This window comes from Streptomyces sp. NPDC001980, from assembly GCF_040296885.1.
In the GTDB taxonomy this organism is placed as follows: Bacteria; Actinomycetota; Actinomycetes; order Streptomycetales; family Streptomycetaceae; genus Streptomyces.
In genome coordinates this window covers 45,020-70,204 of sequence record NZ_JBEOYD010000039.1, presented here as the reverse complement: position 1 = coordinate 70,204, position 25,185 = coordinate 45,020, and the positions used below count along the sequence as shown (strand labels likewise).

22 protein-coding genes are annotated in these 25,185 nt (G+C 71.4%); 9 read left to right on the top strand and 13 right to left on the bottom strand.

The features are described 5' to 3' along the window. Positions 1-11 precede the first annotated feature (11 nt). The 5 genes from ABT137_RS40095 to ABT137_RS40075 all read right to left on the bottom strand — a co-directional run bounded on the left by ABT137_RS40095 (position 12) and on the right by ABT137_RS40075 (position 5,345). A complete protein-coding gene (locus ABT137_RS40095; protein ID WP_351716721.1) occupies positions 12-935 on the bottom strand; it encodes an alkaline phosphatase family protein in 924 nt (307 codons plus the stop codon). Positions 936-1,011: 76 nt separating this feature from the next. Next, positions 1,012-1,797 carry a carbohydrate ABC transporter permease gene (locus ABT137_RS40090; protein ID WP_351716774.1) on the bottom strand — a complete coding sequence of 262 codons (786 nt, stop codon included), beginning with the start codon at positions 1,795-1,797 and terminating at the stop codon, positions 1,012-1,014. 104 nt (positions 1,798-1,901) lie between these two features. Beyond that, complete coding sequence (locus tag ABT137_RS40085; RefSeq protein WP_502984653.1) at positions 1,902-2,879, bottom strand: carbohydrate ABC transporter permease; 978 nt, start codon at positions 2,877-2,879, stop codon at positions 1,902-1,904. 34 nt (positions 2,880-2,913) lie between these two features. Continuing rightward, a complete protein-coding gene (locus ABT137_RS40080; RefSeq protein ID WP_351716719.1) occupies positions 2,914-4,191 on the bottom strand; it encodes an ABC transporter substrate-binding protein in 1,278 nt (425 codons plus the stop codon). A gap of 134 nt (positions 4,192-4,325) precedes the next feature. Further along, a complete protein-coding gene (locus ABT137_RS40075; RefSeq protein WP_351716717.1) occupies positions 4,326-5,345 on the bottom strand; it encodes a carbohydrate kinase family protein in 1,020 nt (339 codons plus the stop codon). Positions 5,346-5,473: 128 nt separating this feature from the next. On the opposite strand from ABT137_RS40075, the gene ABT137_RS40070 reads away from it, so the two are divergent. The 5 genes from ABT137_RS40070 (at position 5,474) to ABT137_RS40050 (ending at position 12,988) form a co-directional block, all read left to right on the top strand. Continuing rightward, positions 5,474-6,238, top strand: a complete 765-nt coding sequence (locus ABT137_RS40070; protein WP_351716715.1) for a DeoR/GlpR family DNA-binding transcription regulator — start codon at positions 5,474-5,476, stop codon at positions 6,236-6,238. Next, on the top strand, positions 6,235-7,575 hold the full coding sequence (locus tag ABT137_RS40065) for a 6-phospho-beta-glucosidase (protein ID WP_351716713.1): 1,341 nt from the start codon (positions 6,235-6,237) through the stop codon (positions 7,573-7,575). Before ABT137_RS40070 ends, ABT137_RS40065 begins: the two co-directional genes overlap by 4 nt. Before the next feature lie 46 nt (positions 7,576-7,621). Then, entirely contained in the window at positions 7,622-10,666 is a 3,045-nt protein-coding gene (locus ABT137_RS40060; RefSeq protein WP_351716711.1) for an alpha-mannosidase, read from the top strand. Between the two features lie 4 nt (positions 10,667-10,670). After that, positions 10,671-11,921: an alpha-L-fucosidase gene (locus ABT137_RS40055; RefSeq protein ID WP_351716710.1), complete on the top strand. Its 1,251-nt coding sequence runs from the start codon at positions 10,671-10,673 to the stop codon at positions 11,919-11,921. A 191-nt stretch (positions 11,922-12,112) separates the two neighbouring features. Next, positions 12,113-12,988 carry a sulfotransferase family protein gene (locus ABT137_RS40050; RefSeq protein ID WP_351716708.1) on the top strand — a complete coding sequence of 292 codons (876 nt, stop codon included), beginning with the start codon at positions 12,113-12,115 and terminating at the stop codon, positions 12,986-12,988. A gap of 27 nt (positions 12,989-13,015) precedes the next feature. Here the strand turns inward: ABT137_RS40050 and ABT137_RS40045 are convergent, their stop codons facing one another. Both ABT137_RS40045 and ABT137_RS40040 read right to left on the bottom strand, forming a co-directional pair. Next, positions 13,016-14,695, bottom strand: a complete 1,680-nt coding sequence (locus tag ABT137_RS40045) for a carbohydrate binding domain-containing protein (RefSeq protein ID WP_351716706.1) — start codon at positions 14,693-14,695, stop codon at positions 13,016-13,018. Between the two features lie 222 nt (positions 14,696-14,917). After that, on the bottom strand, positions 14,918-16,045 hold the full coding sequence (locus ABT137_RS40040; RefSeq protein ID WP_351716705.1) for an ATP-grasp domain-containing protein: 1,128 nt from the start codon (positions 16,043-16,045) through the stop codon (positions 14,918-14,920). A 321-nt stretch (positions 16,046-16,366) separates the two neighbouring features. On the opposite strand from ABT137_RS40040, the gene ABT137_RS40035 reads away from it, so the two are divergent. Beyond that, on the top strand, positions 16,367-17,272 hold the full coding sequence (locus ABT137_RS40035) for a metallophosphoesterase family protein (protein ID WP_351716704.1): 906 nt from the start codon (positions 16,367-16,369) through the stop codon (positions 17,270-17,272). Then, positions 17,220-17,903 carry a 4'-phosphopantetheinyl transferase family protein gene (locus ABT137_RS40030; protein WP_351716702.1) on the top strand — a complete coding sequence of 228 codons (684 nt, stop codon included), beginning with the start codon at positions 17,220-17,222 and terminating at the stop codon, positions 17,901-17,903. Before ABT137_RS40035 ends, ABT137_RS40030 begins: the two co-directional genes overlap by 53 nt. Here the strand turns inward: ABT137_RS40030 and ABT137_RS40025 are convergent. Together ABT137_RS40025 and ABT137_RS40020 are read right to left on the bottom strand one after the other, a co-directional pair. Further along, positions 17,900-19,510, bottom strand: a complete 1,611-nt coding sequence (locus tag ABT137_RS40025) for an IS200/IS605 family accessory protein TnpB-related protein (protein ID WP_351716700.1) — start codon at positions 19,508-19,510, stop codon at positions 17,900-17,902. The two genes, ABT137_RS40030 and ABT137_RS40025, sit on opposite strands and share 4 nt — an antisense overlap. A 224-nt stretch (positions 19,511-19,734) precedes the next feature. Next, entirely contained in the window at positions 19,735-19,962 is a 228-nt protein-coding gene (locus ABT137_RS40020; protein ID WP_351716770.1) for a hypothetical protein, read from the bottom strand. Between the two features lie 285 nt (positions 19,963-20,247). On the opposite strand from ABT137_RS40020, the gene ABT137_RS40015 reads away from it, so the two are divergent. Continuing rightward, entirely contained in the window at positions 20,248-21,228 is a 981-nt protein-coding gene (locus tag ABT137_RS40015; RefSeq protein WP_351716768.1) for an alpha/beta fold hydrolase, read from the top strand. A 41-nt stretch (positions 21,229-21,269) separates the two neighbouring features. Here ABT137_RS40015 and ABT137_RS40010 read toward each other — a convergent pair whose 3' ends face one another. After that, positions 21,270-21,833 carry a toxin-antitoxin system, toxin component gene (locus ABT137_RS40010; RefSeq protein WP_351716766.1) on the bottom strand — a complete coding sequence of 188 codons (564 nt, stop codon included), beginning with the start codon at positions 21,831-21,833 and terminating at the stop codon, positions 21,270-21,272. 46 nt (positions 21,834-21,879) lie between these two features. Then, positions 21,880-22,536 carry a helix-turn-helix domain-containing protein gene (locus ABT137_RS40005; RefSeq protein ID WP_351716698.1) on the bottom strand — a complete coding sequence of 219 codons (657 nt, stop codon included), beginning with the start codon at positions 22,534-22,536 and terminating at the stop codon, positions 21,880-21,882. A gap of 251 nt (positions 22,537-22,787) precedes the next feature. Here ABT137_RS40005 and ABT137_RS40000 point away from each other — a divergent pair, with 251 nt between their 5' ends. Further along, positions 22,788-23,456, top strand: a complete 669-nt coding sequence (locus ABT137_RS40000; protein WP_351716696.1) for an MmyB family transcriptional regulator — start codon at positions 22,788-22,790, stop codon at positions 23,454-23,456. 90 nt (positions 23,457-23,546) lie between these two features. Here ABT137_RS40000 and ABT137_RS39995 read toward each other — a convergent pair whose 3' ends face one another. Continuing rightward, complete coding sequence (locus ABT137_RS39995) at positions 23,547-24,326, bottom strand: cache domain-containing protein (RefSeq protein ID WP_351716694.1); 780 nt, start codon at positions 24,324-24,326, stop codon at positions 23,547-23,549. 38 nt (positions 24,327-24,364) lie between these two features. After that, the gene (locus tag ABT137_RS39990) at positions 24,365-25,105 is read right to left on the bottom strand and encodes a FadR/GntR family transcriptional regulator (RefSeq protein ID WP_351716692.1); all 741 of its coding nucleotides are present in this window, start codon (positions 25,103-25,105) and stop codon (positions 24,365-24,367) included. Positions 25,106-25,185 lie beyond the last annotated feature (80 nt).

Genomic DNA, 25,185 nt, shown 5'->3' with positions numbered 1-25,185 from the left:
CGGCGGATGGCTCACTTTTCTGCTGACGTGGGTGACGGGGCGGGCCTGGGCAGGACGCGTCCTTCCCAGCCCCAGGCCGGGTCGACGGGGAGGCCGAGCCGGTCCATGACGGTGGGGGCGATGTCGACGAGGCGGGGGGTGTCGAGCAGGGTGCCGCCGGGCGTGCCGGGCTCGGCGAGGATCACGAAGACCTCCTGTTCGGCACGCGTGTCGCCGCCGTGGCCGCCGGTGTCGAGGTGCCCGTGGTCGGTGGTGACCAGTACGGTCCACCGCTCGCCGGAGCGCCGGGCGTCGATCGCCGCCAGCAGCCGACCGAGGTGGGTGTCCTGGGTGCGGAGGGCGTGGTCGTAGGCGGGGGAGAGCGGGCCGGTGGCGTGGCCGGCCTCGTCGGTGGCGCCGAAGTACACGAACAGCAGGTCCGGGTCGTGCTCGGTGAGCCAGCGGACGGCGGTGCGGGCGACGAGGTCGTCCGCGCTCGCGTAGCCGTCGGTCTCGCCGTCGTAATGGACCCGCCGGCCGACGGCGGGGCCGAGGGTGCCGCGGTGGACCAGCTCCGGCCAGGACACCGCGGCCGCGGTGCGCAGACCGGGACGGGCGGTGGCCGCGCGGCTGAGGAAGTCGGGGTAACGGGTGTAGTCGGCGCCGGCGAAGTCGTTGCCGGTGACCCCGTGGCGGTCGGGCCACACCCCGGTCAGCACGCTCGACCAGCCGGGGCCGGAGTCGGTGTAGGCCATGCTCGTCGACGGCCCGTCGTCGGCCTGGCCGTCCGCCTCGCCGTAGGGCAGCAGGCTGGTGCCGTGGGCACCCGCGGCCATGAGGGCGTGGAGGACGGGAGCGTGGGCACAGGGCCGGGTCAGCCGGTCGTGGCGCAGCCCGTCCATGCCCACCACGAGCACCCTGCCGTGCCCGGTGCCGTCCCGGCCGGTGTCCGTCACCGGATCCCTCCTCTGTCTCGCGCGTGGAGCGCGGGCGTCCTGCGCGTGCCGCGCGGGCCGGACCGGCCCGCGCGGGTCAGGTGCCCTGCACCGCGCCCTCGGTGGCGCCCGCGATGAAGCCGCGGGCGAATATGGCGAAGACCAGCACCAGCGGCAGGGAGGCCATCAGCACACCGGCCATGACCATGCTGTAGTCGGTGGTGTGGCCGACGTTGAGCTGGGCGAGCTCCACCTGGAGGGTCACGTGGTCGGGGTTGGTGAGCACGATGAGCGGCCAGACGTAGTCGTTCCAGGCCCCGACGAAGGCGTAGATGGCGAGGAAGGACAGGGCGGGCCTGATCATCGGCAGCGCGATGTTCCAGTACTGGCGGAAGAACCCGGCGCCGTCGATGCGCGCGGCGTCCAGGAGTTCGTCGGGCACACCGTTCTCGATGTACTGGCGCAGCCAGAAGATGCCGAAGGCGTTGGCCAGGGCGGGCGGGATCAGCGCCTTGAGCATGCCGACCCAGCCGATGTTCGACATGAGGATGAACTGCGGCAGGATCGCCAGCTGCAGCGGCAGCATCATGAACAGCAGCAGCGTGCCGAAGAGCACCTTGCGGCCGGGGAAGTCGAACTTGGCGAAGGTGAAGGCCGCCAGCGAGTCGATGAACAGGACCAGGACGGTGGTGACGGTCGCGACGACGATCGTGTTGAGCATCGACCCGAAGAAGTCGATGGTGTTCAGCACGTGCCGGATGTTCTCCAGCAGGTGGGAGCCGAAGGTGAACTTCGGCGGGCTCTTGTAGATGTCCTGGGTGGTGTTGGTCGCCATCACGATCGTCCACAGGAACGGGAAGACCGAGATCAGGACGGCCGCCATGAGGAAAATGTGCGCGGTCAGGCCCTTGGGGCGGCGCAGCCGCCTCGCGCGCGGGGCCGGCCGCGTCGGGTCGGCCGTCGGAGCGGCTGTCGGGTCGGCTGTGGTCACGGCTTCCTCCCTCGTTGGGTGATGCGCCAGTTGACGGCGACGAGGACGATGATCAGCAGGAAGAAGGCCCACACGATGGCCGCGCCGTAGCCGTAGTCGTTGTTGAGGAAGGCCGACTGGTAGAAGTACAGCAGCGTGGTCAGACCGGCCTGTCCCGGGCCGCCGAGGTTCGCGTTGGCGGCGTTGCTGGCGAACAGGACCTGGGGCTCGCTGAAGCTCTGCAGGCCGTTGATCGTCGAGATGATGACGGTGAACAGGATGATCGGCCGCATGATCGGGACGGTGATCTGGAAGAACGTGCGGACCGGGCCGGCACCGTCGACCTTCGCCGCCTCGTAGATCGAGGCCGGGATCGCCTGGAGACCGGCCAGGTAGATGATCATGTTGTAGCCGGTCCACATCCAGGTCATCAGCAGCGAGATGACCACCTTGATCAGCCACGGGTTGCTCAGCCACGGCACCGGTGAGATGCCGACCGTGCCCAGGATCGCGTTGACCAGGCCGAAGTTGTTGCTGAACACCGCGCCGAAGAAGATCGCCACCGCGACGATCGAGGTGACGTTCGGCAGGTAGAGGGCGATCCGGTAGAAGCCCTTGAAGCGGCGCACCGAGTGCAGCAGCGTCGCCAGCACCAGGGCGCCCAGGAGGGTGGGCACGGTGGACAGCACCCAGATCACCAGGGTGTTGCGGATCGACAGCCAGAAGACCGGGTCCGACCACAGGAACCTGAACTGCTGCAGGCCCACGAACTGCATGTCGCCGAGGCCGTCCCAGCGCTGGAACGCCAGGTACAGCGAGTAGAAGACCGGGAAGAAGGAGAAAGCGGCGAAGATCAGGTAGAAGGGCGAGATCGCCAGGTACTGCCGCCAGTACGACAGCGGCCCGCGCCGCCTGGGCCGGACGGTGGCGCCGGCGGGCGTGGCGCGCCGCGGGCGGAACCGGGCCGGGCCCGGCCGGCCGCGGTGCTCGGGCACCGCGGCCGGACCGGTGACCGGAGGTGACGTCACCTCAGTTCACCCCCTGCCGCCGGGCGATCTGCTTGGCCTGGCTGACCGCGTCGTTCCAGGCGTCGTCGGGCTTCTTGCCCTTGGCCTCGATGTTGGTCAGCTCCGTCATGTACGGGGCCATGACGGCGGCGTCGGCCGGTGCCTCGTAGCTGTCCGGTATGGCCTTGGCGGCCGGGCCGAAGACCTCGATGATCTTCTGCCCGCCGAAGAAGGCGTCCGGGCCCGTCATGGCCGGCATGGCGTACGCGGCCGGGGCGGCCGGGAAGATGGCGGCGTCGGTGAAGCCGCGGGCGTCGTTGGCGGGGCTGAGGATCCAGCTGATGATCTTGAAGGCTTCCTCGGGGTTGCGGCACTGCTTGGGCAGGGCCAGGTAGGAGCCGCCCTGGTTGGCCGGTCCGACCGGGTTCGCGCAGACCCGCCACTTGCCCTTGGTCTGCGGCGCGGCCTGCTCGATGTCCAGCGCGTGCCAGGCCGCGCCGAGCTCGGTGAGCAGGTTCTTGCCGACGGCGGCGTTCCAGCTGTTGTCGTTGATCTTGGCGTCGATGCCCAGGGTGTAGGGGCGGACGGCCGTGGTCCACGCGCTGCGGATGTGGTCCTGGTCGCCGATGAAGTGGTTGTTCTTGTCGATGAACCGCTGGGTGCCCTGCCCGACCGCGACGTTGAAGACGGAGCTGATGTTGTTGACCAGGTAGGTGCCGGGGTTCTTCTTCTGCAGCTCGGTGCCGAGCGTGAAGTAGTCGTCCCAGGTCGTGACCAGGGCGGCGACCTTGTCGGGGTCGGTGGCCACGCCGGCCTTGGCGAACAGGTCCTCGCGGTAGAAGAGCGCGGTGGGGCCGATGTCGATCGGGAAGCCGATCTGCTTGCCGTCGCTGGTCTGGGCGAGCTTGGTCTTCCAGCCCAGGTACTGGGAGGAGAGCTTCTTGAAGCCGAGGTCGTTCAGGTCGAGGAAGCGGGAGGCGTTGGGCAGGAAGGACGCCATGTCCTCGCCCTTGATGCCGGTGATGTCGGGCACGGAGGAGCCGCCCGCGGCGAGGGTGGTGGTGAGCTTCTGCTTGAAGTCGCCGCCGATGGACGAGGCGGTCAGCTTGACCGAACCGCTGAAGTGGGTTTTCGCCTCCGCGACCACCTTGTCGCTGAGCGCACCGCCCCAGTACCACAGGGTGAGGTTCTTGCCGTTCTTGGTACCGCCCGATCCGGAGCCGCCGCATGCGACGGTCAGGCCGGACGCGGCCGCGGTGAGTGCGGCGGCCTGGAGGAAGCCTCTACGTGAAAGGTCCACGGGTCACTCCTGTTGTTCCTGTTCGTGGTACTGAGGGGCGTCGGTGCTGTGGATCGTGGGGGCTGTGGGGCTGTGGGGCTGTGGGGCTGTGGGGCTGTGGGGCTGTGGGACGTCGGGCTGCGGGCGGGTGCGGGTCAGTGGTGCCGGGCGGGCGGGGTGACCGGGGCGTGGTGCACCGGGGGGCCCACGTCCGCCGGCAGACGGTCGGCGAGGAAGCCGTAGGTCTTCTTCAGTTCGGGATCGGTCAGCGAGCGCCACCAGCGGTCGACGCCGTACCAGCCGGGGGCCGCGAGGGCGCCGCCGTGGTGCTGGACCGACAGGCCGGCCGCGAGGACGGCGAACCGCAGCCGCTCGGCCAGCGGCCAGCCGCCGAGGGAGGCGGTGACGAAGCTCGCCCCGAAGACGTCCCCGGCACCGGTGGCGTCCAGGACGTCGACGTCGAGGGCCGGGACCTCGGCGTACTCGCCGGTGGTCTGGTCGACGGCAACCGCTCCGTCCCCGCCCCGGGTGACGACCGCCACCGGCACCAGCTCCGCGAGCGTGCCGAGGGCCGCGACCGCGCTGTCGGTACGGGTGTAGGCCATCGCCTCGGACTCGTTCGGGAGGAAGGCGTGACACAGGGCGAGCTGGTCGAGGAGGTCGTGGGACCACTCCTGGGTGGGGTCCCAGCCGACGTCGGCGTAGACGTGGGTGCCGTTCGCGGCGGCCTTGGCGATCCACTCGCGCGGCTCGGCCTCGATGTGCACGAGCGCGGTGCGCGCCTCGGGCGGGTCGCCCATCAGCGCGTCCTGCGAGTACGGGGGTTCCTGGCCGTGGGTGACGAGGGCCCGGTCGTGGCCGGCGGCGAGCGAGACGGTGACGGGGGTGGGCCAGCCGTCCGCGGTGCGGGAGAGCGAGAGGTCGATGTCCTCCTGGTCGCACAGGACGTCCCGGCAGTACTCACCGTAGAAGTCGTCCCCGAAGACCGTGGCCAGCGAGGTGCGCAGGCCGAAGCGGGACGCGGCCACCGCGAGGTTCGCGATGCCGCCCGGGCCGCAGCCCATACCGGCCGTCCAGATCTCCTCGCCCGGTGTCGGCGGCTTGCCCAGCCCCGTGAGGACGAGGTCGTAGAAGAGCAGTCCGGTCAGCAGCACATCGGGCCTGTCGTCGTCCACGTGCGCAGCCTCTCGTCAAAACTCGTCATTTTCGATGACGGGAATCGTGCGCTGCTCGGAGAGATTGGTCAATACCCGAGCAGAACTGAGCATGGATTTGATTGAAGATGACGAGTAGTGTTCGCCGCGTGCTGGCAGAACGACGACACCAACTCATCCTGCGGGCCCTGCGCGCCGGTGGCCCCGCCTCTGTGACCGACCTCTCCGAGCAGCTGAGCGTGAGTCCGGCCACCATCCGGCGCGACCTGGTCAAGCTGGAGGAGGACGGACTGCTCACACGTGTCCACGGCGGCGCCGTCGTCGACGAGGGCGACCAGCCCTTCGCCGAGGTCGCCGAGGTGCGGGTGGCCGAGAAGGACGCGATAGCCGCGTGCGCGGCGGCGCTGGTCAAGGACGGCCAGTCGGTGCTGCTCGACATCGGCACCACCGCCTTCCGGCTCGCCCGCCAACTGCACGGCCGCCGCCTCACCGTCATCACCAGCAACCTGGTGGTCTACGAGGAGCTCGCCGACGACGAGGGCATCGAACTGGTGCTGCTCGGCGGCATGCTGCGCCGCGAGTACCGCTCCCTGGTCGGGTTCCTCACCGAGGACAACCTGCGCCAGTTGCACGCCGACTGGCTGTTCCTCGGGACCAGCGGGGTGCGCCCGGGCGGGCAGGTGATGGACACGACGGTCGTGGAGGTGCCGGTCAAGCGCGCCATGATCGGGGCGAGCGACAAGGTCGTGCTGCTCGCCGATGCCGCCAAGTTCCCGGGCACGGGCATGGCGAAGGTCTGCGGTCCCGGGGACCTGGACAAGGTGGTGACCAACGCGCCGGTGGATCCGGCGACCCGAGCCGCCCTGGAGGAGGCCGGTGTCGAGGTGGTCCTGGCAGGAAAGGCTCAACCGTGAAACTGACGATTCTGGGCGGCGGCGGGTTCCGCGTGCCGCTCGTGTACGGCGCACTGCTGACGGACCGGGCCGAGGGGCGGGTCACCGAGGTCGTGCTGCACGACCTCGACGCCGGCCGGCTGTCCGCGGTCGCCCGGGTCCTGGCCGAACAGGCGGCCGGCGTCCCCGACGCCCCCGCCGTGACCGCCACGACCGACCTGGACGCGGCCCTCACCGGCGCCGACTTCGTCTTCTCGGCGATCCGGGTCGGCGGCCTGGAGGGCAGGGCGGACGACGAGCGGGTGGCCCTGGCCGAGGGCGTCCTCGGCCAGGAGACGGTCGGCGCGGGCGGCATCGCCTACGGCCTGCGGACCGTGCCCGTCGCCGTGGACATCGCCCGGCGGGTCGCCCGGCTCGCCCCGGACGCCTGGGTCATCAACTTCACCAACCCCGCGGGCCTGGTCACCGAGGCCATGTCCCGGCACCTCGGCGACCGCGTCATCGGCATCTGCGACTCCCCGGTCGGCCTCGGCCGCCGGATCGCCCGGGTGCTCGGCGCGGCGAACCCGCGCGAGGCCTGGATCGACTACGTCGGCCTCAACCACCTCGGCTGGGTCCGCGGCCTGCACATCGCGGGCCGCGACGAGCTCCCGCGCCTGCTCGCCGACCCCGACCTGCTCGGCTCCTTCGAGGAGGGCAAGCTCTTCGGCGTCGACTGGCTCCAGTCCCTCGGCGCCATCCCCAACGAGTACCTGCACTACTACTACTTCAACCGCGAGGCCGTCCGCTCCTACCAGCAGGCCGAGAAGACCCGCGGCGCCTTCCTGCGCGACCAGCAGGCGCACTTCTACGAGGCGGTCACCGACCCGGGTGCCAGAGCCCTGGACGTCTGGGACCGCACCCGCGCCGAGCGCGAGGCCACCTACATGTCGGAGAACCGGGAGACGGCCGGCGCCGGCGAACGCGACGCCGACGACCTCTCCGGCGGCTACGAGAAGGTCGCCCTGGCCCTGATGCGGGCCATCGCCCGCGACGAGCGCACCACCCTGATCCTCAACGTCCGCAACCGCGGGACCCTCTCGGTCCTCGACGGCGAGGCCGTCATCGAGGTGCCCTGCCTGGTCGACGCCAACGGCGCCCACCCGGTCGCCGTCGCCCCGCTGCCCGACCACGCCACCGGCCTCGTCTGCGCGGTCAAGGCGGTCGAACGCGAGGTGCTCGCCGCCGCCGACTCCGGCTCCCGTACGACCGCGGTGAAAGCGTTCGCGCTGCACCCGCTGGTCGACTCGGTGAACGTCGCCCGCCGGCTGGTGGAGGGGTACTCCGAGGTCCACCCGGGCCTCGCGTATCTTAAGTAACCAGCCGCTCGGAAAGCGCTTTCCAAACCTCTTCTGGAGACTTCCCATGCACGACGAACGCCGCCGGATCGAGGAGCGCGTAGAGCGTCTCCAGAACCAGCGCATCAAGCCCGCGATCCATGCGGCCACCGTCCCCTTCGAGGTGTCCGCCTGGCAGGCCCCCGGGGAGCCGGTGCCCTTCGAGGAGGCCGCGGCCGCCGCGTACGAGCCGTTCGCCATGGACACCCCGTGGGGCCCGCCCTGGGGCACCACCTGGTTCCGGATGCGCGGCCAGGTGCCCGAGGCGTTCGCGGGCCGCCGCGTCGAGGCCGTCATCGACCTCGGCTTCGTCGGCGACTGGCCGGGCAACCAGGCCGAGGCCCTGGTCCACCTGACCGACGGGACCCCGCTGAAGGCGGTCAACCCGCTCAACCAGTACGTGCGGATCGCGAACCCGGCGACCGGCGGCGAGGTGATCGACTACCTGGTCGAGGCCGCCTCCAACCCCGACATCCTCGCCAACGACTTCGCGGCGCCGACCCCGCTCGGCGACGTGCTGACGGCCGGCGACAAGCCGCTCTACACCTTCAAGCGCGCCGACATCGCCGTCCTCGACGAGGACGTCTGGCACCTCGATCTGGACATCCAGGTGCTGCGCGAGCTGATGCTGGAGCTGGGCGAGCACGACCCGCGCCGGCACGAGATCGCGCACGCCCTCGACCACGCGATGGACCTGCTCGACCTGGACGACATCTCCGGCTCGGCCGCCGCCGTGCGCGAGGCCCTGAAGCCCGCACTGTCGAAGCCCGCGCACGCCAGTGCCCACCGCATCTCCGGCGTCGGCCACGCGCACATCGACTCGGCCTGGCTCTGGCCGATCCGCGAGACCAAGCGCAAGACGTCCCGCACCTTCTCCAACGTCACCTCCCTTGCCGAGGAGTACGAGGAGTTCATCTTCGCCTGCTCGCAGGCCCAGCAGTACGAGTGGGTGCGCGACAACTACCCGCAGGTCTGGGCCCGGATCCAGGAGTCGGTCAAGAAGGGCCAGTGGGCGCCGGTCGGCGGCATGTGGGTGGAGTCCGACGGCAACCTGCCGGGCGGCGAGGCGGTCGCCCGCCAGTTCGTCCACGGCAAGCGGTTCTTCATGGAGCACTTCGGGGTCGAGACCAAGGGCGTGTGGCTGCCGGACTCCTTCGGCTACAACGCGGCCTACCCGCAGATCGCCAAGCTCGCCGGCAACGAGTGGTTCCTCACCCAGAAGATCTCCTGGAATCAGACCAACAAGTTCCCCCACCACACCTTCTGGTGGGAGGGCATCGACGGCACCCGCATCTTCACGCACTTCCCGCCCGTCGACACCTACAACGCCCGCTTCAGCGGCGAGGAGATGTCCCGCGCGGTCCGCAACTACGCCGAGAAGGGCGGGGCGACGCGCTCCCTCGCCCCCTTCGGCTGGGGCGACGGCGGTGGCGGCCCCACCCGCGAGATCATGGAGCGGGCCCGCCGCTTGAAGGACCTGGAGGGCTCCCCGCGGGTCGAGGTCGAGCACCCGGACGCGTTCTTCGCCAAGGCCCGCGCCGAGTACGAGGATGCGCCGGTCTGGGTCGGCGAGCTCTACCTGGAGCTGCACCGCGCCACCTACACCTCGCAGGCCCGCACCAAGCAGGGCAACCGGCGCAGCGAGCACAAGCTGCGCGAGGCCGAGCTGTGGGCCACGACGGCCGCGCTGCACGCGCCCGGCTACCGCTACCCGCACGAGAAGCTCGACCGGCTCTGGAAGACGGTCCTGCTCCACCAGTTCCACGACATCCTGCCCGGCTCCTCGATCGCCTGGGTGCACCGCGAGGCCGAGGCCGAGTACGCCCGAGTCGCCGCGGAGCTGGAGGCGCTGACCGCCGAGGCGGTCACCGCGCTGGGCGGCGGCACGGCCCGGGTCTTCAACACCAGCCCCTACGACCGCGCCGAGGTCGTCAGGGACGGCACCGGCACGCCCGTGTACGTCGAGGTCCCGGCGAGCGGCAGCGCACCGCTGACGGGCGCCGCCGAGGCCCCGCAGCCGGTGACGGTCGACGGCCGGGTCATCGACAACGGACTGGTCCGGGTGGAGATCGCCGCGGACGGCACCCTGTCGTCCGTGTACGACCACCGGGCGAACCGCGAGGTCCTCGCCGGCCAGGGCAACCTGCTCCGCCTGCACACCGACCTCCCCAACTACTGGGACGCCTGGGACGTCGACAAGCACTACAAGAACCGCTACACCGACCTGCTCGACCCCTCGGAGATCACGGTCGTCGACGCGGACCCGCTGCTCGGCTCGGTCCGCGTCACGCGTCCGTTCGGCAACGGCTCGACGATCACCCAGACGGTCACCGTCCGCGCCGGCAGCCCCCGGATCGACTTCGAGACGGACATCGACTGGCACGAGGCCGAGAAGTTCCTCAAGGCCGGCTTCCCGGTGGACATCCGTGCCGCGCACTCCTCCGCCGAGATCCAGTTCGGGCACGTGCAGCGGCCCACGCACACCAACACCACCTGGGAGGCGGCCCGCTTCGAGGTCTCCGGCCACCGCTGGGTGCACATCGGAGAGCCCGGCTACGGCGTCGCCGTCGTCAACGACTCGACGTACGGCCACGACGTCTCCCGCACGGTCCGCGAGGACGGCGGTACGACCACCACGGTCCGCCTCTCCCTGGTGCGCGCCCCCCGCGTCCCGGACCCGGGCGCAGACCAGGGCCGCCACCGCATCACCTACTCCCTGCTGCCCGGCGCCACCATCGGGGACGCCGTCGCCGAGGGCTACGCCCTCAACCTCCCGCTGCGGGTGGCCGACGCGGCGGGCGAGCCGCAGCCGGTCGTCTCGGTGGACGGCGAGGGCGTGACCGTCGAGGCGGTCAAGCTCGCCGACGACGCCTCCGGCGATGTCGTGGTCCGCCTCTACGAGTCCCGGGGCGGCCGCGCCCAGGGCGTCCTGCGCACCGGTTTCCCGCTGGCCGGCGCCCAGGTGACCGACCTGCTTGAGCGCCCCCTGGAGGACGCCTCCACCGACGGTGACACCGTCTCCGTCGCGCTGCGCCCCTTCCAGATCCTCACCCTCCGCCTGCGCAGGAGCTGACCGGATGGCCATGCAACCCTGGTTCACCGACGCCAAGCTGGGGATCTTCGTGCACTGGGGCATCTACGCCGTGGACGGGGTCCAGGAGTCCTGGTCCTTCTACGACGACGTCGTGCCGCACGAGCAGTACATGTCCCAGCTGCACCGCTTCACCGGCGCCCACTACGACCCGAAGGCGTGGGCGGACCTGTTCGCCCGCGCCGGCGCCAGGTACGCCGTACTCACCAGCCGGCACCACGACGGTGTGGCCCTCTGGGACACCGCGTACGGCGACCTCAACCTCGGCAGGGACTACCTCGGGCCGTACGCCGAGGCCCTGCGCGAGAACGGCCTCAAGGTCGGCCTCTACTACTCGCACTCCGACTGGAACCACCCCGACTACGCCTCCACCCGCAAGCCGGGCCGCCCGCCGGAGCTGGAGGACAACCGGTACTCGGAGGTGGCGGCCGAGGACGAGGACCTGGCGGCCTGGGAACGCTTCATCGCCTACCGGGACGGCCAGATGACGGAGTTGGCCTCCCGATTCCGGCCGGACCTGATGTGGTTCGACGGGGAGTGGGACCGCAGCGAGGAGCAGTGGCGGATCCCCGAACTCGCCGCGCTGATCCGGTCGTACGTCCCGCACGTCGTGTTCAACGCGCGCATGCTCGGCGAGGGGGACTACGCGACCCCCGAGCAGGGCGCCCCCGTCGTGCCGCCGGACGGCCCCTGGGAGCTGTGCCTGACGATCAACGACTCGTGGGGGTACCAGCACCACGACCACAACCACAAGTCCCTCGCCCAGCTGATCCGCTACTTCACCGAGACCATCGGGGGCGGCGGCAACCTGCTGCTGGACGTCGGTCCCATGGAGGACGGCACCATCCCGCAGCCGCAGGTGGAGCGTCTTGAGGGGCTGGGGGAGTGGATCCGCCGGCACGCGGAGGCGGTGTACGGGACAGGGCGGGGCCTGCCGGCCGGGCACCACTACGGCCCGAGCACCCTCTCCGCCGACCGGCGCACCCTCTACCTCACCCTCTTCGACGCCCCGCGCGCCGAGACCGGCGTCCGGGGGCTGGCGACCAAGGTGAACAGGGTCACCGTCCTTGGCACCGGCACCGAACTCGGCCACCGGGTCACCGGCGGGCTGCACGACGCGGTCGGCGTGCTGTGGATCGACCCGCCGGCCGCGGCCGATCTCGACCCGCACGCCACCGTCCTCGCCGTGGAACTGGACGGGGAGCTGGAGTTGTACCGGGGATCCGGCCGGTTCTGACCCCTTTCGAGACATAAGTCTGGATTTCTTATATGAAGAATTAAGAGAAGGGTAAGTAGGCAGGTCACGGCGGCTTTTCGGGGCGCCGTGACCCTGCTGGTTCTCCTCTTGGACACCTTGAGTTTGCCTGGCACCCCTGGGATGCGGGACGGCAGGGACGACAGAAAGGCATCACCGTGCGAGACCCGCGAATGTCAGCGATCGCCAAGGGGCTGAAGCGCCGGGGCCGGCTCATGGCGCAGGCGGTGAGCCCGCCGCGCAAGACCCTGGATGCCATCCCGACCCAGCGTCCGGCCGAGCGGCCGCAGCAGGCCCCCGCCGACTACACGGCCCCGCTCGCCCCGCGCCTCGTGGAGTCCCCCGCCTTCGTGCTCTCCTCGGTGCGCTCCGGCTCCACGCTGCTGCGGGTCCTGCTGAACAGCCACAGCCGCATCCGCGCCCCGCACGAGATGCACCTGCGCACGGTCCACGTCCGCATGTCCCGGGAGTTCACGGCGGACGCCATGAAGGAGCTCGCCCTCGACCGCGAGGAGCTGGAGCACGTGCTGTGGGACCGGGTGCTGCACCTGGAGCTCAGCCGCAGCGGCAAGGACGTCATCGTCGACAAGACCCCGCCGAACACCCTCATCTGGCCCCGGCTGCACCGATGTTGGCCCGATGCCCGGTTCATCCTGCTGCTGCGCCACCCCGGCGCCGTCATCCAGTCCCTGACCAGCCGCCGCGCCGAACCCAACCACGAGGCGATCCGCGCCGAGGTCCTGAGCTACGCCGAGAAGCTCGAAGAAGCCCGCCAGAGCCTCACCGAGGCCCACGTGATCACGTACGAGGACCTCACCGCCGACCCGGAGCGGGTCACCCGCGGTCTGTGCGAGTACCTCGGCGTTCCGTGGGAGAGCGGCATGCTCGACTACGGCAAGCAGGACCACGGCACGTTCAAGCCGAAGCTCGGCGACTGGAGCAAGGAGATCAAGTCCGGCAGGATCCAGGCCGCCCGCCAGGCCGACCCGACCGCCGAACTCCCGCCCCGGCTCGCCGAGATAGCGAAGGCGTGGGGATACCCGGTCTAGGCATCCCCACGCCGTCGGTCCCGATGCTCAGCCGGTGAAGCCGGCCGTGATCGAGGTGAACTGCCAGTCGCTCTGGCTGATCCCGGAGCAGTTGCTCACCACGCCGCCGCCCGCGCAGCCGCGGTCCCGGTTCGCCGCCCAGAACGCGAGCCGGGCGATGTGGTGCGAGTTCCCCCAGTCACGGATCTGCGTCCAGATCGCCGGGGTCGTGTTCTCCTGCTGGTCGGACAGCCCGTTCATGCCGGAGATCCCGATGTGCGCGTAGGCCGTCGCGTCGTCCCAGCCGAACGTGGACTTCAGCTTGGTCTTCAGCCCCTCGGCCGCGGCGACGGTGTTGCCGTACATGTCGGAGCCGCCGCCGAAGTCGAACGGCATGATCGTGAAGACGTCGATGTCGGCGCCGATCGACTGGGCCTGCTCGATGAGCCGGTTGCCGTAGTACGTCGGCCCGGTGGTGGACGTCCCGAAGGTGACGATCGTCTTCAGGCCGGCGTTGTTGGCCTTGACCGTCTTCAGTGCGGTCAGGATCTTCGCCTGCACGGCCTCGTTCTCGAACTCGTCCGTGTTCTCGATGTCCATGTCGACGGACTTGAGACCGTAGGCGTCGATCACCTTCTGGATCGCCCCGGCCAGCGCGCTCGCCGAGGAGCAGTTGGCGCCGAGCTTGCTGCCCTGCCAGCCGCCGAACGACGGGGTGACGTCACCGCCGGCCGCCCGGATCTGGTTGATCGCGGTCTGGTCGGCGCCGCCGGTCAGCGCCCGGCTGCCGTCCCAGGCCGGCGTGCAGCCGCCCGAGTCCAGCACGAAGGCCATCGTGAAGTTCTTGATGCCGGTCGCGCTCATCACCGTGGACGGGTTCGGCGGATCCCCCCAGCCCTCGTAGAGGTAGGGCGCGGCCTGCTTGAACCCGGTCCCGCCGCCGCTGCCCGCGCTCGTCGTCACCGACACGGAGTTGGACGCCGCCGACACGTTCCCGGCCGCGTCCCGCGCCTTCACCGTGAACGTGTACGCCGTACTGGCCGACAGGCCGCTCACCGTGGCGGAGGTCCCGGAGACGCTCGTCGCCAGGGTCGACCCGCGGTAGACGTCGTAGGCCGCCACCCCGACGTTGTCCGTCGCGGCCGACCACGACAGGGACACGCTCGACGAGGTCTTCCCGGTGGAGGTGAGGTTCGTGGGCGCGGTGGGCGCCTGGGTGTCCGAACTGCCGCCGGGCCCGTCGAGGCTGATGTCGTCGGCGTAGTACGTCCCCTGGGCGTACCACCCGTGCACGTAGATCTGGGCGCTGGTCTGCGAGGCCCCGGTGGTGAAGGAGACCGTCAGCTGGCTGTACTGGGACGCGGAGGTCGTCCAGGTGGACGCCCCGCCGGTCACCCCGAGGTAGACGTACGAACCGCGGACCCAGCCGCTGAGCGAGTACGTCGTGTTGGGCTGCACGGCGACGGTCTGCGTGCACTGGGCGTTGTCACTGGAACTCGCGGCCCCCGCGAGCGCCTTGGAGCCGCTGTGCACGGGCGACGACACGACCGAGCCGAGGTTCCCGGAGCAGGACCACGGCGAGAGGCTCCCCGACTCGAAGCCGGGGTTGGACAGGACGTTCGCCGCCTGCGCGGTACCGGGCAGCGCGATGGCGCCGGCGAGCGCGAGAGCGGCGGACCCGAGCAGAGCGAATATCCGACGTCTGGAACGTCTGAGCGAGTTGCGCACGCGATCTCCCTCAAGGAATGGGGGTGTTCGGGAGCTGCACGAAGGTGCAGGGGGGTGCGCAACCAAGTTGGTATGGACCAATCCGCCTGTCAAGGAGACGGGCGTGAATTGGTCCATACCGGTGAGTCGAGGCGCCCCGAAAGGGGCGCGGGGCTGTGTTCAATTTGCGGCTCCGCCGCGTGGGCGCGATCAGCCGCAACGGACCCGCAGCCGGCGTCATACCTAAAGCGGCAAAGCCTCCGCCGCCTCCACCGACCCGACAGCAACAGGCGCAGGCACCGCCGCCTGCAGCACCACCTCTTCCGTCTCTTCCCGCTGCACGGGAACCGACGGCAGGACAGGCTTCGGCCCTGACACCACCGCGTAGTCCTGCCCCAGGAACGGCGGCTCGATCACCCCGGGGTCCTCGCCCAGCGCCAACTGCACGGCGGCCCAGGGCGCGTTGACCCCGCAGAGCGACAGCTGGTGCAATCCCCCAGCGGGACGCGTGTTGACATCGAGCAGCACGGGCTGGTCGCCGTACATCCGGAACTGGATGTTGGACAGGTAGTGCAGCCCGAAGCCCTCGGCGATGATCCGCGCCGGCTTCAGCCACTGCTCGTCGAGGGTGAACCCGCGCCGGCGGCCCTTCTTGGTGCGGCCCACGGCCAGCCGGATGCGGTTGTCGGGCCCGGTGAGGCAGTCGACGGACACCTCCGGCTCCTCCAGCCGCGGCATCACCAGCCAGTCCACCGGCTGGTCCGCGCGGCGCAGCGCGTCCACGACCAGGTCGAGCTGGACGTACGGGCCGGGGAACCCGTTGAGGTGAAAGAGCGAGAAGGGGGCGCGCGTGATCACCCGGAAACCCACGCCACCCGCGCCGACGGCCGGCTTGAAGCAGGCCTTGTGCCCGCCGGCCTCCAGCTCCTCGACCGCGGCGACCAGCTCGTCCGCCGTGCGGACCCGCGACCACGGCGGCACCGGGACGCCCACCGAGCTCACCGCCTCGTACGCGGTCGCCTTGTCCTCGAAGACCGCGGTCGCCTCCGGCGTCGGCGCCAGCAGGGCCGTGCCGATCGCCTCGAAGTCGGCCCGGTGGGCCACGATCGCCGACTGGTGCAGCCGGGGCACGAAGACATCGATGCCACGGCGCTGGCACTGGTCGAGGGCGTACTCGACGTAGGCGGCCGGGGACAGGCCCTCCGGCTCCAGGTCGGCGGTGTCGGCGGCGGCCAGCACGGGGGAGTCGGCGTCACCGTGCGTCGCATGGATCTCGACCGCCCGGTCGCTGGGATTTCTCCGCAGCTGATCCATGAAGAACACGTTCTCCGCGTACGTGCGGTTGAGCCAGACGCGTACGCGAGAGCGCATTAAAGCCGCCTTTCGGGGTTTTCGGGCAGGGCTCAGCGGGCCCGTGCCCGGGCAGGGTGGTTGGAGGGACACCAAACCGCCCTGGGCGAAGGGAAGTTCGTGGCGGTGGTGTTGGGGGGATCATACGGCGTTCAAGGGGCCCCGCGTGCAACGCGAGTGTTACGGATTTCCCCGTACTGTCCACGCGCGTTTTCCTGCACCGTCCGCGCCGGTTTCCTTGACGGCCCGAAGCCCGGCCCCGCGCCCGGCCCGGTGCTCTTGTTCCCGGCCCCCGAAGTGTGTTGTGGTGGGGGCCGACGACATGATCGGAAGGGGTACGGGGTGGAGTCCACGGCCGGTGCCGGGCAGTTGCTGGCCATCAGCGACCTGCACATCTCGTACCCGGAGAACCGCGAGCTCGTCGAGAAGATGCGTCCGGAGACGGACGAGGACTGGCTGATCGTCGCCGGTGACGTCGCGGAGACCGTCGCGGACATCCGCTGGGTGCTGGAGACCTTCGCCGGCCGCTTCCGCAAGGTGCTGTGGGCGCCCGGCAACCACGACCTGTGGACCCACCCCAAGGATCCGGTCACCCTGCGCGGAGTCGCCCGCTACGAGCACCTCGTCGACCTCTGCCGGGAGCTGGGCGTGGTCACCCCCGAGGACCCGTACCCGCTCTGGGAGGGCCCGGGCGGCCCGGTCGTCGTGGCACCGCTGTTCCTGCTGTACGACTACTCCTTCCTGCCGGCCGGCTGCGCCACCAAGGACGAGGGCCTCGCCTACGCGCACGGCACCGGCATCGTCTGCAACGACGAGTACCTGCTGCACCCCGACCCCTACCCGACCCGCGAGGACTGGTGCCGGGCCCGGGTCGAGGAGACCGAGCGCCGGCTCGCCGAGCTGCCGGAGGACCTGCCGACCGTGCTGGCCGGGCACTATCCGCTGGACCGGCACCCCATGGACGTGCTCTGGTACCCGGAGTTCGCCATGTGGTGCGGCACCACCCGCACCGCCGACTGGCACCGCCGGTTCCGCGTCGCGACCATGGTCTACGGTCATCTGCACATCCCCCGGACCACCTGGCTCGACGGGGTCCGCTTCGAAGAGGTCTCCGTGGGATATCCCCGCGAGTGGCGCAAGCGTTCCGGGGAACCGGGCCGGCTGCGCCGCATTCTGCCGATGGAGGTCGGAACCGGTGATCGAGGAGCTGCTCCCGGAGTCGGTGGTGGCCGTGGAGATGCTCGGTGACGAGTCGATCCGCGAGGCCCCGCTCTACCCCGAGGAGGCGGCGCTGGTCGCCCGGGCCGTGCCCAAGCGCCGCCGCGAGTTCGCCGCCGTGCGCGCCTGCGCCCGGAGCGCCATGGAGAAGCTGGGAGTCCCGCCGCAGGCCGTCGTGAGCGGCGAGCGCGGCGCCCCGCGCTGGCCGGACGGGCTGGTCGGCAGCATGACCCACTGCGAGGGCTACTGCGCCGCCGCCCTGGTCCGCGCCGCCGACCTGGCCTCCCTCGGCATCGACGCCGAACCGCACGCCGCGCTCCCCGAGGGCGTCGCCGAGGCCGTGCTGCTGCCCGCCGAGCGGGAGCGGCTCGGCCTGCTGGCGGCCGGGCGGCCCGGCGTGCACTGGGACCGGCTGCTGTTCAGCGCCAAGGAGTCCGTCTACAAGGCGTGGTTCCCCCTCACCGGGAAGTGGCTGGACTTCATGGAGGCCGACATAGAACTCGTCCCCGAGCCCGGTGAGCGGCCGCACGGCATCCTGCGCGCCCGCCTCCTGGTCCCCGGGCCGGAGGTCGGCGGGCGGCGGCTGCAGGTCTTCGAGGGCCGCTGGAGCGTGGGGCACGGCATGCTGACCTCGGCCGTGGTCGTGCCGCACCGTTCCTAAAGACTGAGCGGGAGCGAGTCCTGTTGCCAGGGCTCGTGCTCAGCCGAACGCCCCGGACGGTGGTGGGCATTCTGGTCGACCGCGTTCGCTCCGCGTTCGGCGCCGACGGATCGTGTCCGTGGTCCGGGGATGCGGGGGCGGTTTCCCTCACGCCCCGGGGCGCCCGGTCTGGCCTGGACGGTCCGATGCCCGCATCCATCGCTCTGGTGGGTGCGGGGCGGTGCCGTCCGACGCCTGATCGGGTGTCCCAGGGCGCGCCTTCCGATCGCCACCGCGGCCGCGTCGTGGCGGGTGGCCTTCCTGGTCTTGCTGGTAGGAGGCTTTTGCCAGTGCTGGGCGCCCCACTTGCTGGTGTAGGCGGGGTCGACGGCGACGACGGGGATGCCCAGTTCGGCCGCCATGGACACGAGCCGCGCTCGCAGCCGAGAGGTGGGCATGCCGGAGATGAGGTTGCGGAACTTCTTGCGGCGGCCGTGTTTCTCGCGGGTCTTCTCCGCGGTGAAGTCGAGGTCCTCGACCGCGATCGCCAGACCGTGCCGCCGGGCGAAGTGCAGCAGGCGGATCAGGGCGTGCCGCACCTGGGCGTCGCGGTGGTCGGCGGTGCCGGTGAGGTCGTAGGCGAAGCGGAGTGGTTCGCCGAGGGGGTTGCCGTCCCTGTCGAGGCGCCAGGCGGCGAGGTGGTCGGCGTTGGTGTCGACGCCGACCAGGCCGCTTGCGCGGGCCGTCTCCAGCGGCAGGGTCTTCACCGGTGGGATGGTCCATGATGCGGTCAGGTACCAGCGGCCACGCTGCACGTCTTCGTGGATGCGGTAGGCGACAGCCCGGTTCGCGGTGACGCGGTCGGCCCACTGTTCGCCCCGGTACGCGAACGACACCCGGCCGACGAGCACGTACCGGCCGTGCGGGGCGTTCGCCAGATGTGCCAGCGGCGCGGGAAGCTTGAGGGAGACCTCGCCGTCGGGGGTGACGCGGAGGGTCTCGTTGCCGTAACGCTTCCCGGACTCTCCGTCCGCCTGGAGGAACCGGCGCCCGGCCTGCCACCGGGCACGCCACTGCTCGTGGGTGAGCCCGGCCGTCTCCAGGTGGTGACGGGTGTTCAGCAGCCGTTTGCCGCCGCGCACCACACGCACGACACCGGCCTGCCAGTCGGCCTGCGCCGCCTTCAGCCGGTCTTCGAGGACGTGCAGGCGGCGGGACTTGGCGAACCACTCCCGCCTGCTGCGATAGCCACCCGGCGCTCGTTTGGAGCCCTTCTCGCCGATGGGCAGGGACAGGCGGTGCGCGATGGTGCGTACGCCTGCTTGGAGGCGGTGGATGTACGCGAGCAGGCCGCGCCGGGCGAACGCCCACTGGTCGTGGGTGGCCTTCGTGACCGACCCGGCCCAGCGCGAGGAGGACCCCTCGGTCAGGACACGCTTGCGCCGCGCCCACTGCCCGCTGTCGTGGTCCAGCCCGGCCGCACACCGCGCCCTCAGATCACGGGAAGCCAGCGACCCGAGGTGGTCACCGACCAGGCGCAGCACCTTCTCGTCTCCCACGGTCAGGCCCTTGAGCCGGGTACGGACGGAGACTCCCGAGGGGCCGGGCACAACGAACGGCGCCGCCACCTCCCGCAGTCCACCCGCCCCCTGTCACCCCCGGGCCCATGTCGCAGAAATCCGTCACCACGCCCAACGACCACCACCTCAGAAGGTCACACATTCGACGCAAGAACTCTCGTTCCCCCGGGCAGGAACGTGTCTGACCTGCCGGGAGGCTCACTCGCGCGTGTCAGAACGCACTCAAGCGTCATCAGCCGCCACCTGCTCCCAACCCCTGACGCGCCGTCGGCTCAGGTGAGTGGGCACCAGTCGTGCAGCAGCCGGAAGAACGCCTCCTCGTTGCCGGTCAGCCCGGCTCCGGCCAGTGCCTCCTCGGCCTCGGCGAGCACGGCCGGTGGCACCACGAAGGGGCGCGGGGCGTCGGGCGGTCCGTCGAAGGCCGCGCGCACGGTGTGCAGCAGCCGCAGATAGGCCTGGACGGCGGCGCGTTCACGGTCGGTCAGTACGGCGGTGTGCATCGGTCGGCTCTCCCCGTCGGTCGTCGTGGTCACGCGCCCGGACGGCGCGGGCACACCGGGTGTGCGGTGCGCACCCCCCAGCTTGCCGGTCGCCACTGACAACGCCCCCGTGCCGGGCCTCGGTTCGCTCGCTTAGCGGAGGTGAAACCTCACCGAAACTCCCTGGGGAAATGTCTTCCTACCCTGGAAGGAGAGGATTCCGGCCGGGCCGCAGCGGGCCCGGAGAGCGGAGGAGGCCGAGCCGTGCCAGAAGTGGTGCCCAGCCGTCCGCAGCGCACCGCGCACCTGCGCCCGGTGGGCGACGGGGAACTCGTGGCGCGCCACCGGGTCGTGCACGGCTACCGGCGTGCCTACCGCATCGCCGGCGACGGGCCCGCCCTGGTCCTCATCCACGGCATCGGGGACTCCTCGGCGACCTGGGCACGGCTCATCCCCGACCTCGCCCGCACCCACACCGTGATCGCCCCCGATCTGCTCGGCCACGGCGAGTCGGACAAACCGCGGGCCGACTACTCGGTCGCCGCCTACGCCAACGGGGTACGGGACCTGCTGACCACCCTGGGCATCGAGTCCGCGACCCTCGTCGGGCACTCGCTCGGCGGGGGAGTCGCGATGCAGTTCGCCTACCAGTTCCCCGAGCGCACCGAGCGGCTCATCCTGGTCAGTGCGGGCGGGGTGGGCCGCGAGGTCAACCCGGTGCTGCGGCTCGTCTCGCTCCCCGGCGCCCATCTGATGCTGTCCGCGCTGCGGCTGCCCGGCATGCGGCTCCAAGTGGGTCTGGCCGTACGCCTGCTGAGACTGCTGGACACCGGCCTCGGTCAGGACGCCCCGGAACTGCTCACCCTGGTCGACGCGCTCCCCGACGAGACCTCCCGCAACGCCTTCGTCCGCAGCCTGCGCGCGGTCGTCGACTGGCGTGGCCAGGTCGTCACCATGCTGGACCGCTGCTATCTCACCGAGGGCATGCCGACCATGCTCCTGTGGGGCGACCGCGACAGCGTGGTCCCGGTACCGCACGCCCACCGCGCCCTCGAGGCGATGCCCGGCGCCCGGCTGGAGATCTTCGAGGGCGCCGGGCACTTCCCGTTCCACGCCGACCCGGCCCGGTTCGTCGCCCTGGTCCAGGAGTTCACGGCCACCACCGCCCCGGCGGACTGGAGCCGTGAGCACTGGCGCACCCTGCTCCTCGACGGCCGCCCCGGTACCGGCCACGGCCCGGCCGCGCAGCAGGACCTGCGTGAGGCGAGCGAACGCAGCGCCACCTGAGAGCCCGTGCTGCCCCGGTCACGGCCCCGAGGCCGCGAGGCCTACTTTCCCAGGTACCCCAACGACGCCTCGATGCGGCCCGCCACGTCGTGCCGGCGCACCGGACCGCGCAGCGCCGAACCCGCGAGCCAGGTCCGGCACTTGCTGGCCAGCAGCAGCCCGAAGGTCTCCGCGTCCCGTTCCTCGGTCCGGTCGAAGCGGGTGCGGGCGGCCACCCGCTGGACGGCGGCCCGGAGCGCGGCCTCGTCGGCCCCGGTGCCCGCGTCGGAGCCGGTGCCGGTGGCCGTGCCGAGGAGCCGCGCGGCCACCCCGACCCCCTCCACGTCATGGCCGCAGTGCTCGGCGTGCATGTGCCACAGCTCGTGGCCGAGGATCACCAACTGGTGGTCGGGCACGGTGCGTTCCTCGACGACGACCAGGTCGCGGTCGGCCAGGTCCAGCCAGAGGCCGCTGGCGGTGCCGGGCGGGAAGACGGCGGTACGGAACTGGACGGGGCGGCCGCGGCGGCGGCCCAGCGCGTCGCACAGCGCCCGGTACAGCTCCTGCGGCGGGGCGGGCGTGGGCAGGGTCAGTTCCCCGACCAGCTCACCGCTCAGCCGGCGCATGTCCCTGCCGATGCCCACTTTCCTCCCTCGGGTCACGACTCTCGGCTCACGACGCGGGCCGCTTGACGCTCTCCAGGAGCATGTCCAGCCATTCCGCGACCTTGTCCCGGTGCTGGTCGGTGGGCAGCTGGGCGGCCCGCCAGGCGATGCCGCGCACCCCGTGGTCCTGCAACAGCCGCTCCAGCGGGTCCTCGGCCGCCTCGGCCGCGGCCCGCTCCCGGTCTGCCAGCTTCTGCAACAGCTCCTGCTCGACGCGCTGCAGGGCGCCGGCGAGCGCCTCGGGGTCCTCGGCGGTGAGGAACCCCGCGTGCACGCGGAAGAAGCGCTGGAGGGCGTCACAGTGCTCCATGGTCGGCCGCCGGTCACCGTTGATGAGGGCGCCGGCCTGCTGCCGGGACATGCCCGCGCCGTCGGCGATCTCCTGCTGGGTGTGCTTGCGGCCGTTCGGCTTGAGCCGGGTGTGGCGCAGCAGGTCGAGGCGTTGCAGGAAGCGGGCCTGGACGTCGGGCTCGCCCGCGGGGCGGCCGGTCAGCAGGGCCCGGACCACGGGCTCGGGAACACCGCAGGCGTGGGAGAGCCGTCCGACGTGGAAGACCTCGGCGTGCGGGACGCCGAGCCGGTCGGCGAGCGCGGTGACGCGGGCGACGGCGGCCGGCAGCTGGGCGGTCGCCGTGGCGCCCGGATCCTCGTAGCCATCCGTCACCGACAGAACTCCTACGTCTCTCAGGGGAATCAGGGGCTTCTCACAAGGTGTGCCGTGAACGTCCCGGCACCCGCGCGAACCCCCCGGAGATTAGCGGGTCGTTCGAACTCACATCCAGGTCTCGCCACAACTGTGGCCAATTTCGGACGTCAACAGGCATGAAATGCCACGATAGTTGACATGACTCAGGGTGGGGCAGCAGGATCACATCGCCGCGAGAAGGCCGCATAGGCAAGAGGGGTGACCTCCCGATGGCATATCAGGCAGGTGGGCGGCGGCCGGCGCCGCGGCCCGTCCCCGAGAGCCTTGAGGGCCAGGCGTACCTCCAGGACTACGCGTTACTGCTGGACGCCGTCCCCTTCCCGTCCCTGGTGGTGGACCACCGCTGGGACGTGGTGCTGGCGAACGGCGCGTTCGAGACACTTTTCCGGGCGGTCGCCCCGCATCCCACCGCGATGCCCGGGGACAACTTCCTGCGTTTCGTCCTGTTCCACCCGGATGCCGGCGCGGTCCTCGGCGCCCACGAGGCGGGCTGGTGCCTGCCGATGCTGGCGCAGTTCAAGACCACCCTGGAGCGGTACGGCCACGACCACGAACTCCAGTCGATCCGCCGCGAGATCGCCCAGGACCCCATCATGGAGGCCGCCTTCCGGCAGGGCCTGCCGCACTGGCTGCGCGTGGTCGGCGAGGACGGCGCACAGCTCGACGGGGCCGTCCGGCTGCTGCTGCACCCGGACCCGCTGCTGGGCGCCACCGAGTGCCGGGTCGTCGGTGAAACCCCCAAGACCCTTCAGGACATGGGCTACGCGCGTTACACCCTGGTGCTGCGCGCCGTCCCCCGCCCCGCCGCCCCGCGCCGCGCCCGGCGGCCCGGCGGCCTGGGCGCCCATCTGACCGTCGTCCCGGCCCCCGAAGGCTGACCCGGCACCGTCGGCGTTCAGGTCGCCGACGGCGCCGGGCCGGACGCAGGCGAGGTCCGGACCCCGCCCCGCCCCCGCCTCAGCCCCTTCTCAACCGCCCGCCACGACCAGGACCAGCGGCACGCCCCGGCACGGCACCAGCCGCAGCCCGCCGAACGTGCCCGGCCGCCCGCTCTCCAGGACCGCCGCGAAGTCCGGCCCCTTGTCCAGCGAACCGGCCAGCCGGGCCGGGTCCGCCGACGCCGCCACCCGGCCGCGGGCGTTGACCAGCCGCGCGGGTCCGGGCAGCTCGCGCAGCAGCGGCAGCGCGGCCGCCTCGAAGTGCCGCAGGTACACGTCGGCGGCGGCCACGCCCAGGAACCGGCCGCCCACCTCCACCGGCGCGGACAGCGTGAGGCTGTACTCGTCCGAACAGAGGTAGTCCACGTACGGTCCGGCCACCGCCCGCCGCCCGGTGTCCCGGGGCAGCGCGAACCAGTCCCAGTGCGTGTAGTCGGAGTAGGCCGAGGTACGCGGGTCCAGGTCGAGGAGGAGCGGCCGTACGTCCCCCGAGGCGTCGCTCTGCCACCACTCCAGCCAGGCCGGGACGTCGGCCAGCATCCCCGGCGCGGCCACGAACCCGACGCCGGAGACCAACTCCTGCCGGGTCAGGCGCAGATGAAGACCGGGGCGGAGCGCGGCGAGGTCGGCGGTCACCGGCCGGCGGTCCTCGGCGGCCACCCGGCTCAGCAGCGCGGCCGTGTCGGCGCGGGTGGCCGCGACGGTGTCGAACACCGCCTCCAGGGCGTGGCCGACCCGCGCGGCCACGTACTCCTCGGCGGCGCCGAGCGTGGCCGCCGCCGGACCGCAGGGGACGGTGCCGCGGCTCATGGTGCCCTCCGGCGGACGGGGGAGCGGGTACGGCGCGGCTACAGGGCCAGCCGCAGGGCGATGAGCCGTGCCGTCGAGTCCCGTACGCACCGCTCGGCCAGCTCCCTGGCCGATGTGTGCGCCCCATCCTGCACGGCCGAGATTACGGACCGGTGACGGTCCGCCACCTCTTCACGATATTCGTCGTCGCCGAGCACGAGGCAGAGCAGCGCCCCGATCTCCGTCTGGAGCGCGACCTGTTCGCGGGTGAGCCGGGCCGACTGGGCGGCGGCGGCCAGCTCCACGTGGAAGCGGCCGTAGACCCGGCTGCGCGCCGCCGCGTCCGGTGCCCCGCGCAGCTCCTCGGTGGTGCGGCGGAGCTGGTCGAGGTCGTGGTCCTCGGTGCGCTGCGCGGCGAGGTCGGCGGCGGTGCCGGACAGGGCCGCCCAGTGGTCGCCGAGGTCGCGCAGCTCCTCGGGGCTCCAGCCGCGCAGCCGCGCCGTGAGCCGCTCCCGGTCGGGCACCTCGGGGGAGGAGACGAAGCTGCCGCCGCCCCGGCCCCGGCGGGTGACCACCAGACCCCGCTGGCGCAGGGCCATCAGCGCCTCCCGCAGGGTCACCGTGGACACCCCGAGCTGTCCGGCCAGTTCGGTCTCGCCGGGCAGCTGCTCCCCGTCGGAGAGCAGGCCGAGCTCGATGGCGTCGCCGATCCGGCGGACCACGGCGTCGACCCGGGCCCCGCCGTCCACCGGGGCGAAGACGGCCTTTCGGGCGCCGCCCACCGTCTGGTGCTGTCTCACGGCCCACCACCCTATGCGTTGACCCAACCTTTACCTCGGAAGGGTCTTGAGCTTTGAACTATGACTTCATATCTTTCCGG

Bases quoted from the DNA above. Each gene is read 5' to 3' on its own strand.
- ABT137_RS40090 (WP_351716774.1), bottom strand. From the start codon at position 1,797: ATGGCGGCCGTCCTGATCTCGGTCTTCCCGTTCCTGTGGACGATCGTG.
- ABT137_RS40060 (WP_351716711.1), top strand. From the start codon at position 7,622: ATGCACGACGAACGCCGCCGGATCGAGGAGCGCGTAGAGCGTCTCCAG.
- ABT137_RS40055 (WP_351716710.1), top strand. From the start codon at position 10,671: ATGGCCATGCAACCCTGGTTCACCGACGCCAAGCTGGGGATCTTCGTG.
- ABT137_RS40050 (WP_351716708.1), top strand. From the start codon at position 12,113: ATGTCAGCGATCGCCAAGGGGCTGAAGCGCCGGGGCCGGCTCATGGCG.
- ABT137_RS40040 (WP_351716705.1), bottom strand. From the start codon at position 16,045: ATGCGCTCTCGCGTACGCGTCTGGCTCAACCGCACGTACGCGGAGAAC.
- ABT137_RS40020 (WP_351716770.1), bottom strand. From the start codon at position 19,962: ATGCACACCGCCGTACTGACCGACCGTGAACGCGCCGCCGTCCAGGCC.
- ABT137_RS40010 (WP_351716766.1), bottom strand. From the start codon at position 21,833: ATGCGCCGGCTGAGCGGTGAGCTGGTCGGGGAACTGACCCTGCCCACG.
- ABT137_RS40000 (WP_351716696.1), top strand. From the start codon at position 22,788: ATGGCATATCAGGCAGGTGGGCGGCGGCCGGCGCCGCGGCCCGTCCCC.
- ABT137_RS39995 (WP_351716694.1), bottom strand. From the start codon at position 24,326: ATGAGCCGCGGCACCGTCCCCTGCGGTCCGGCGGCGGCCACGCTCGGC.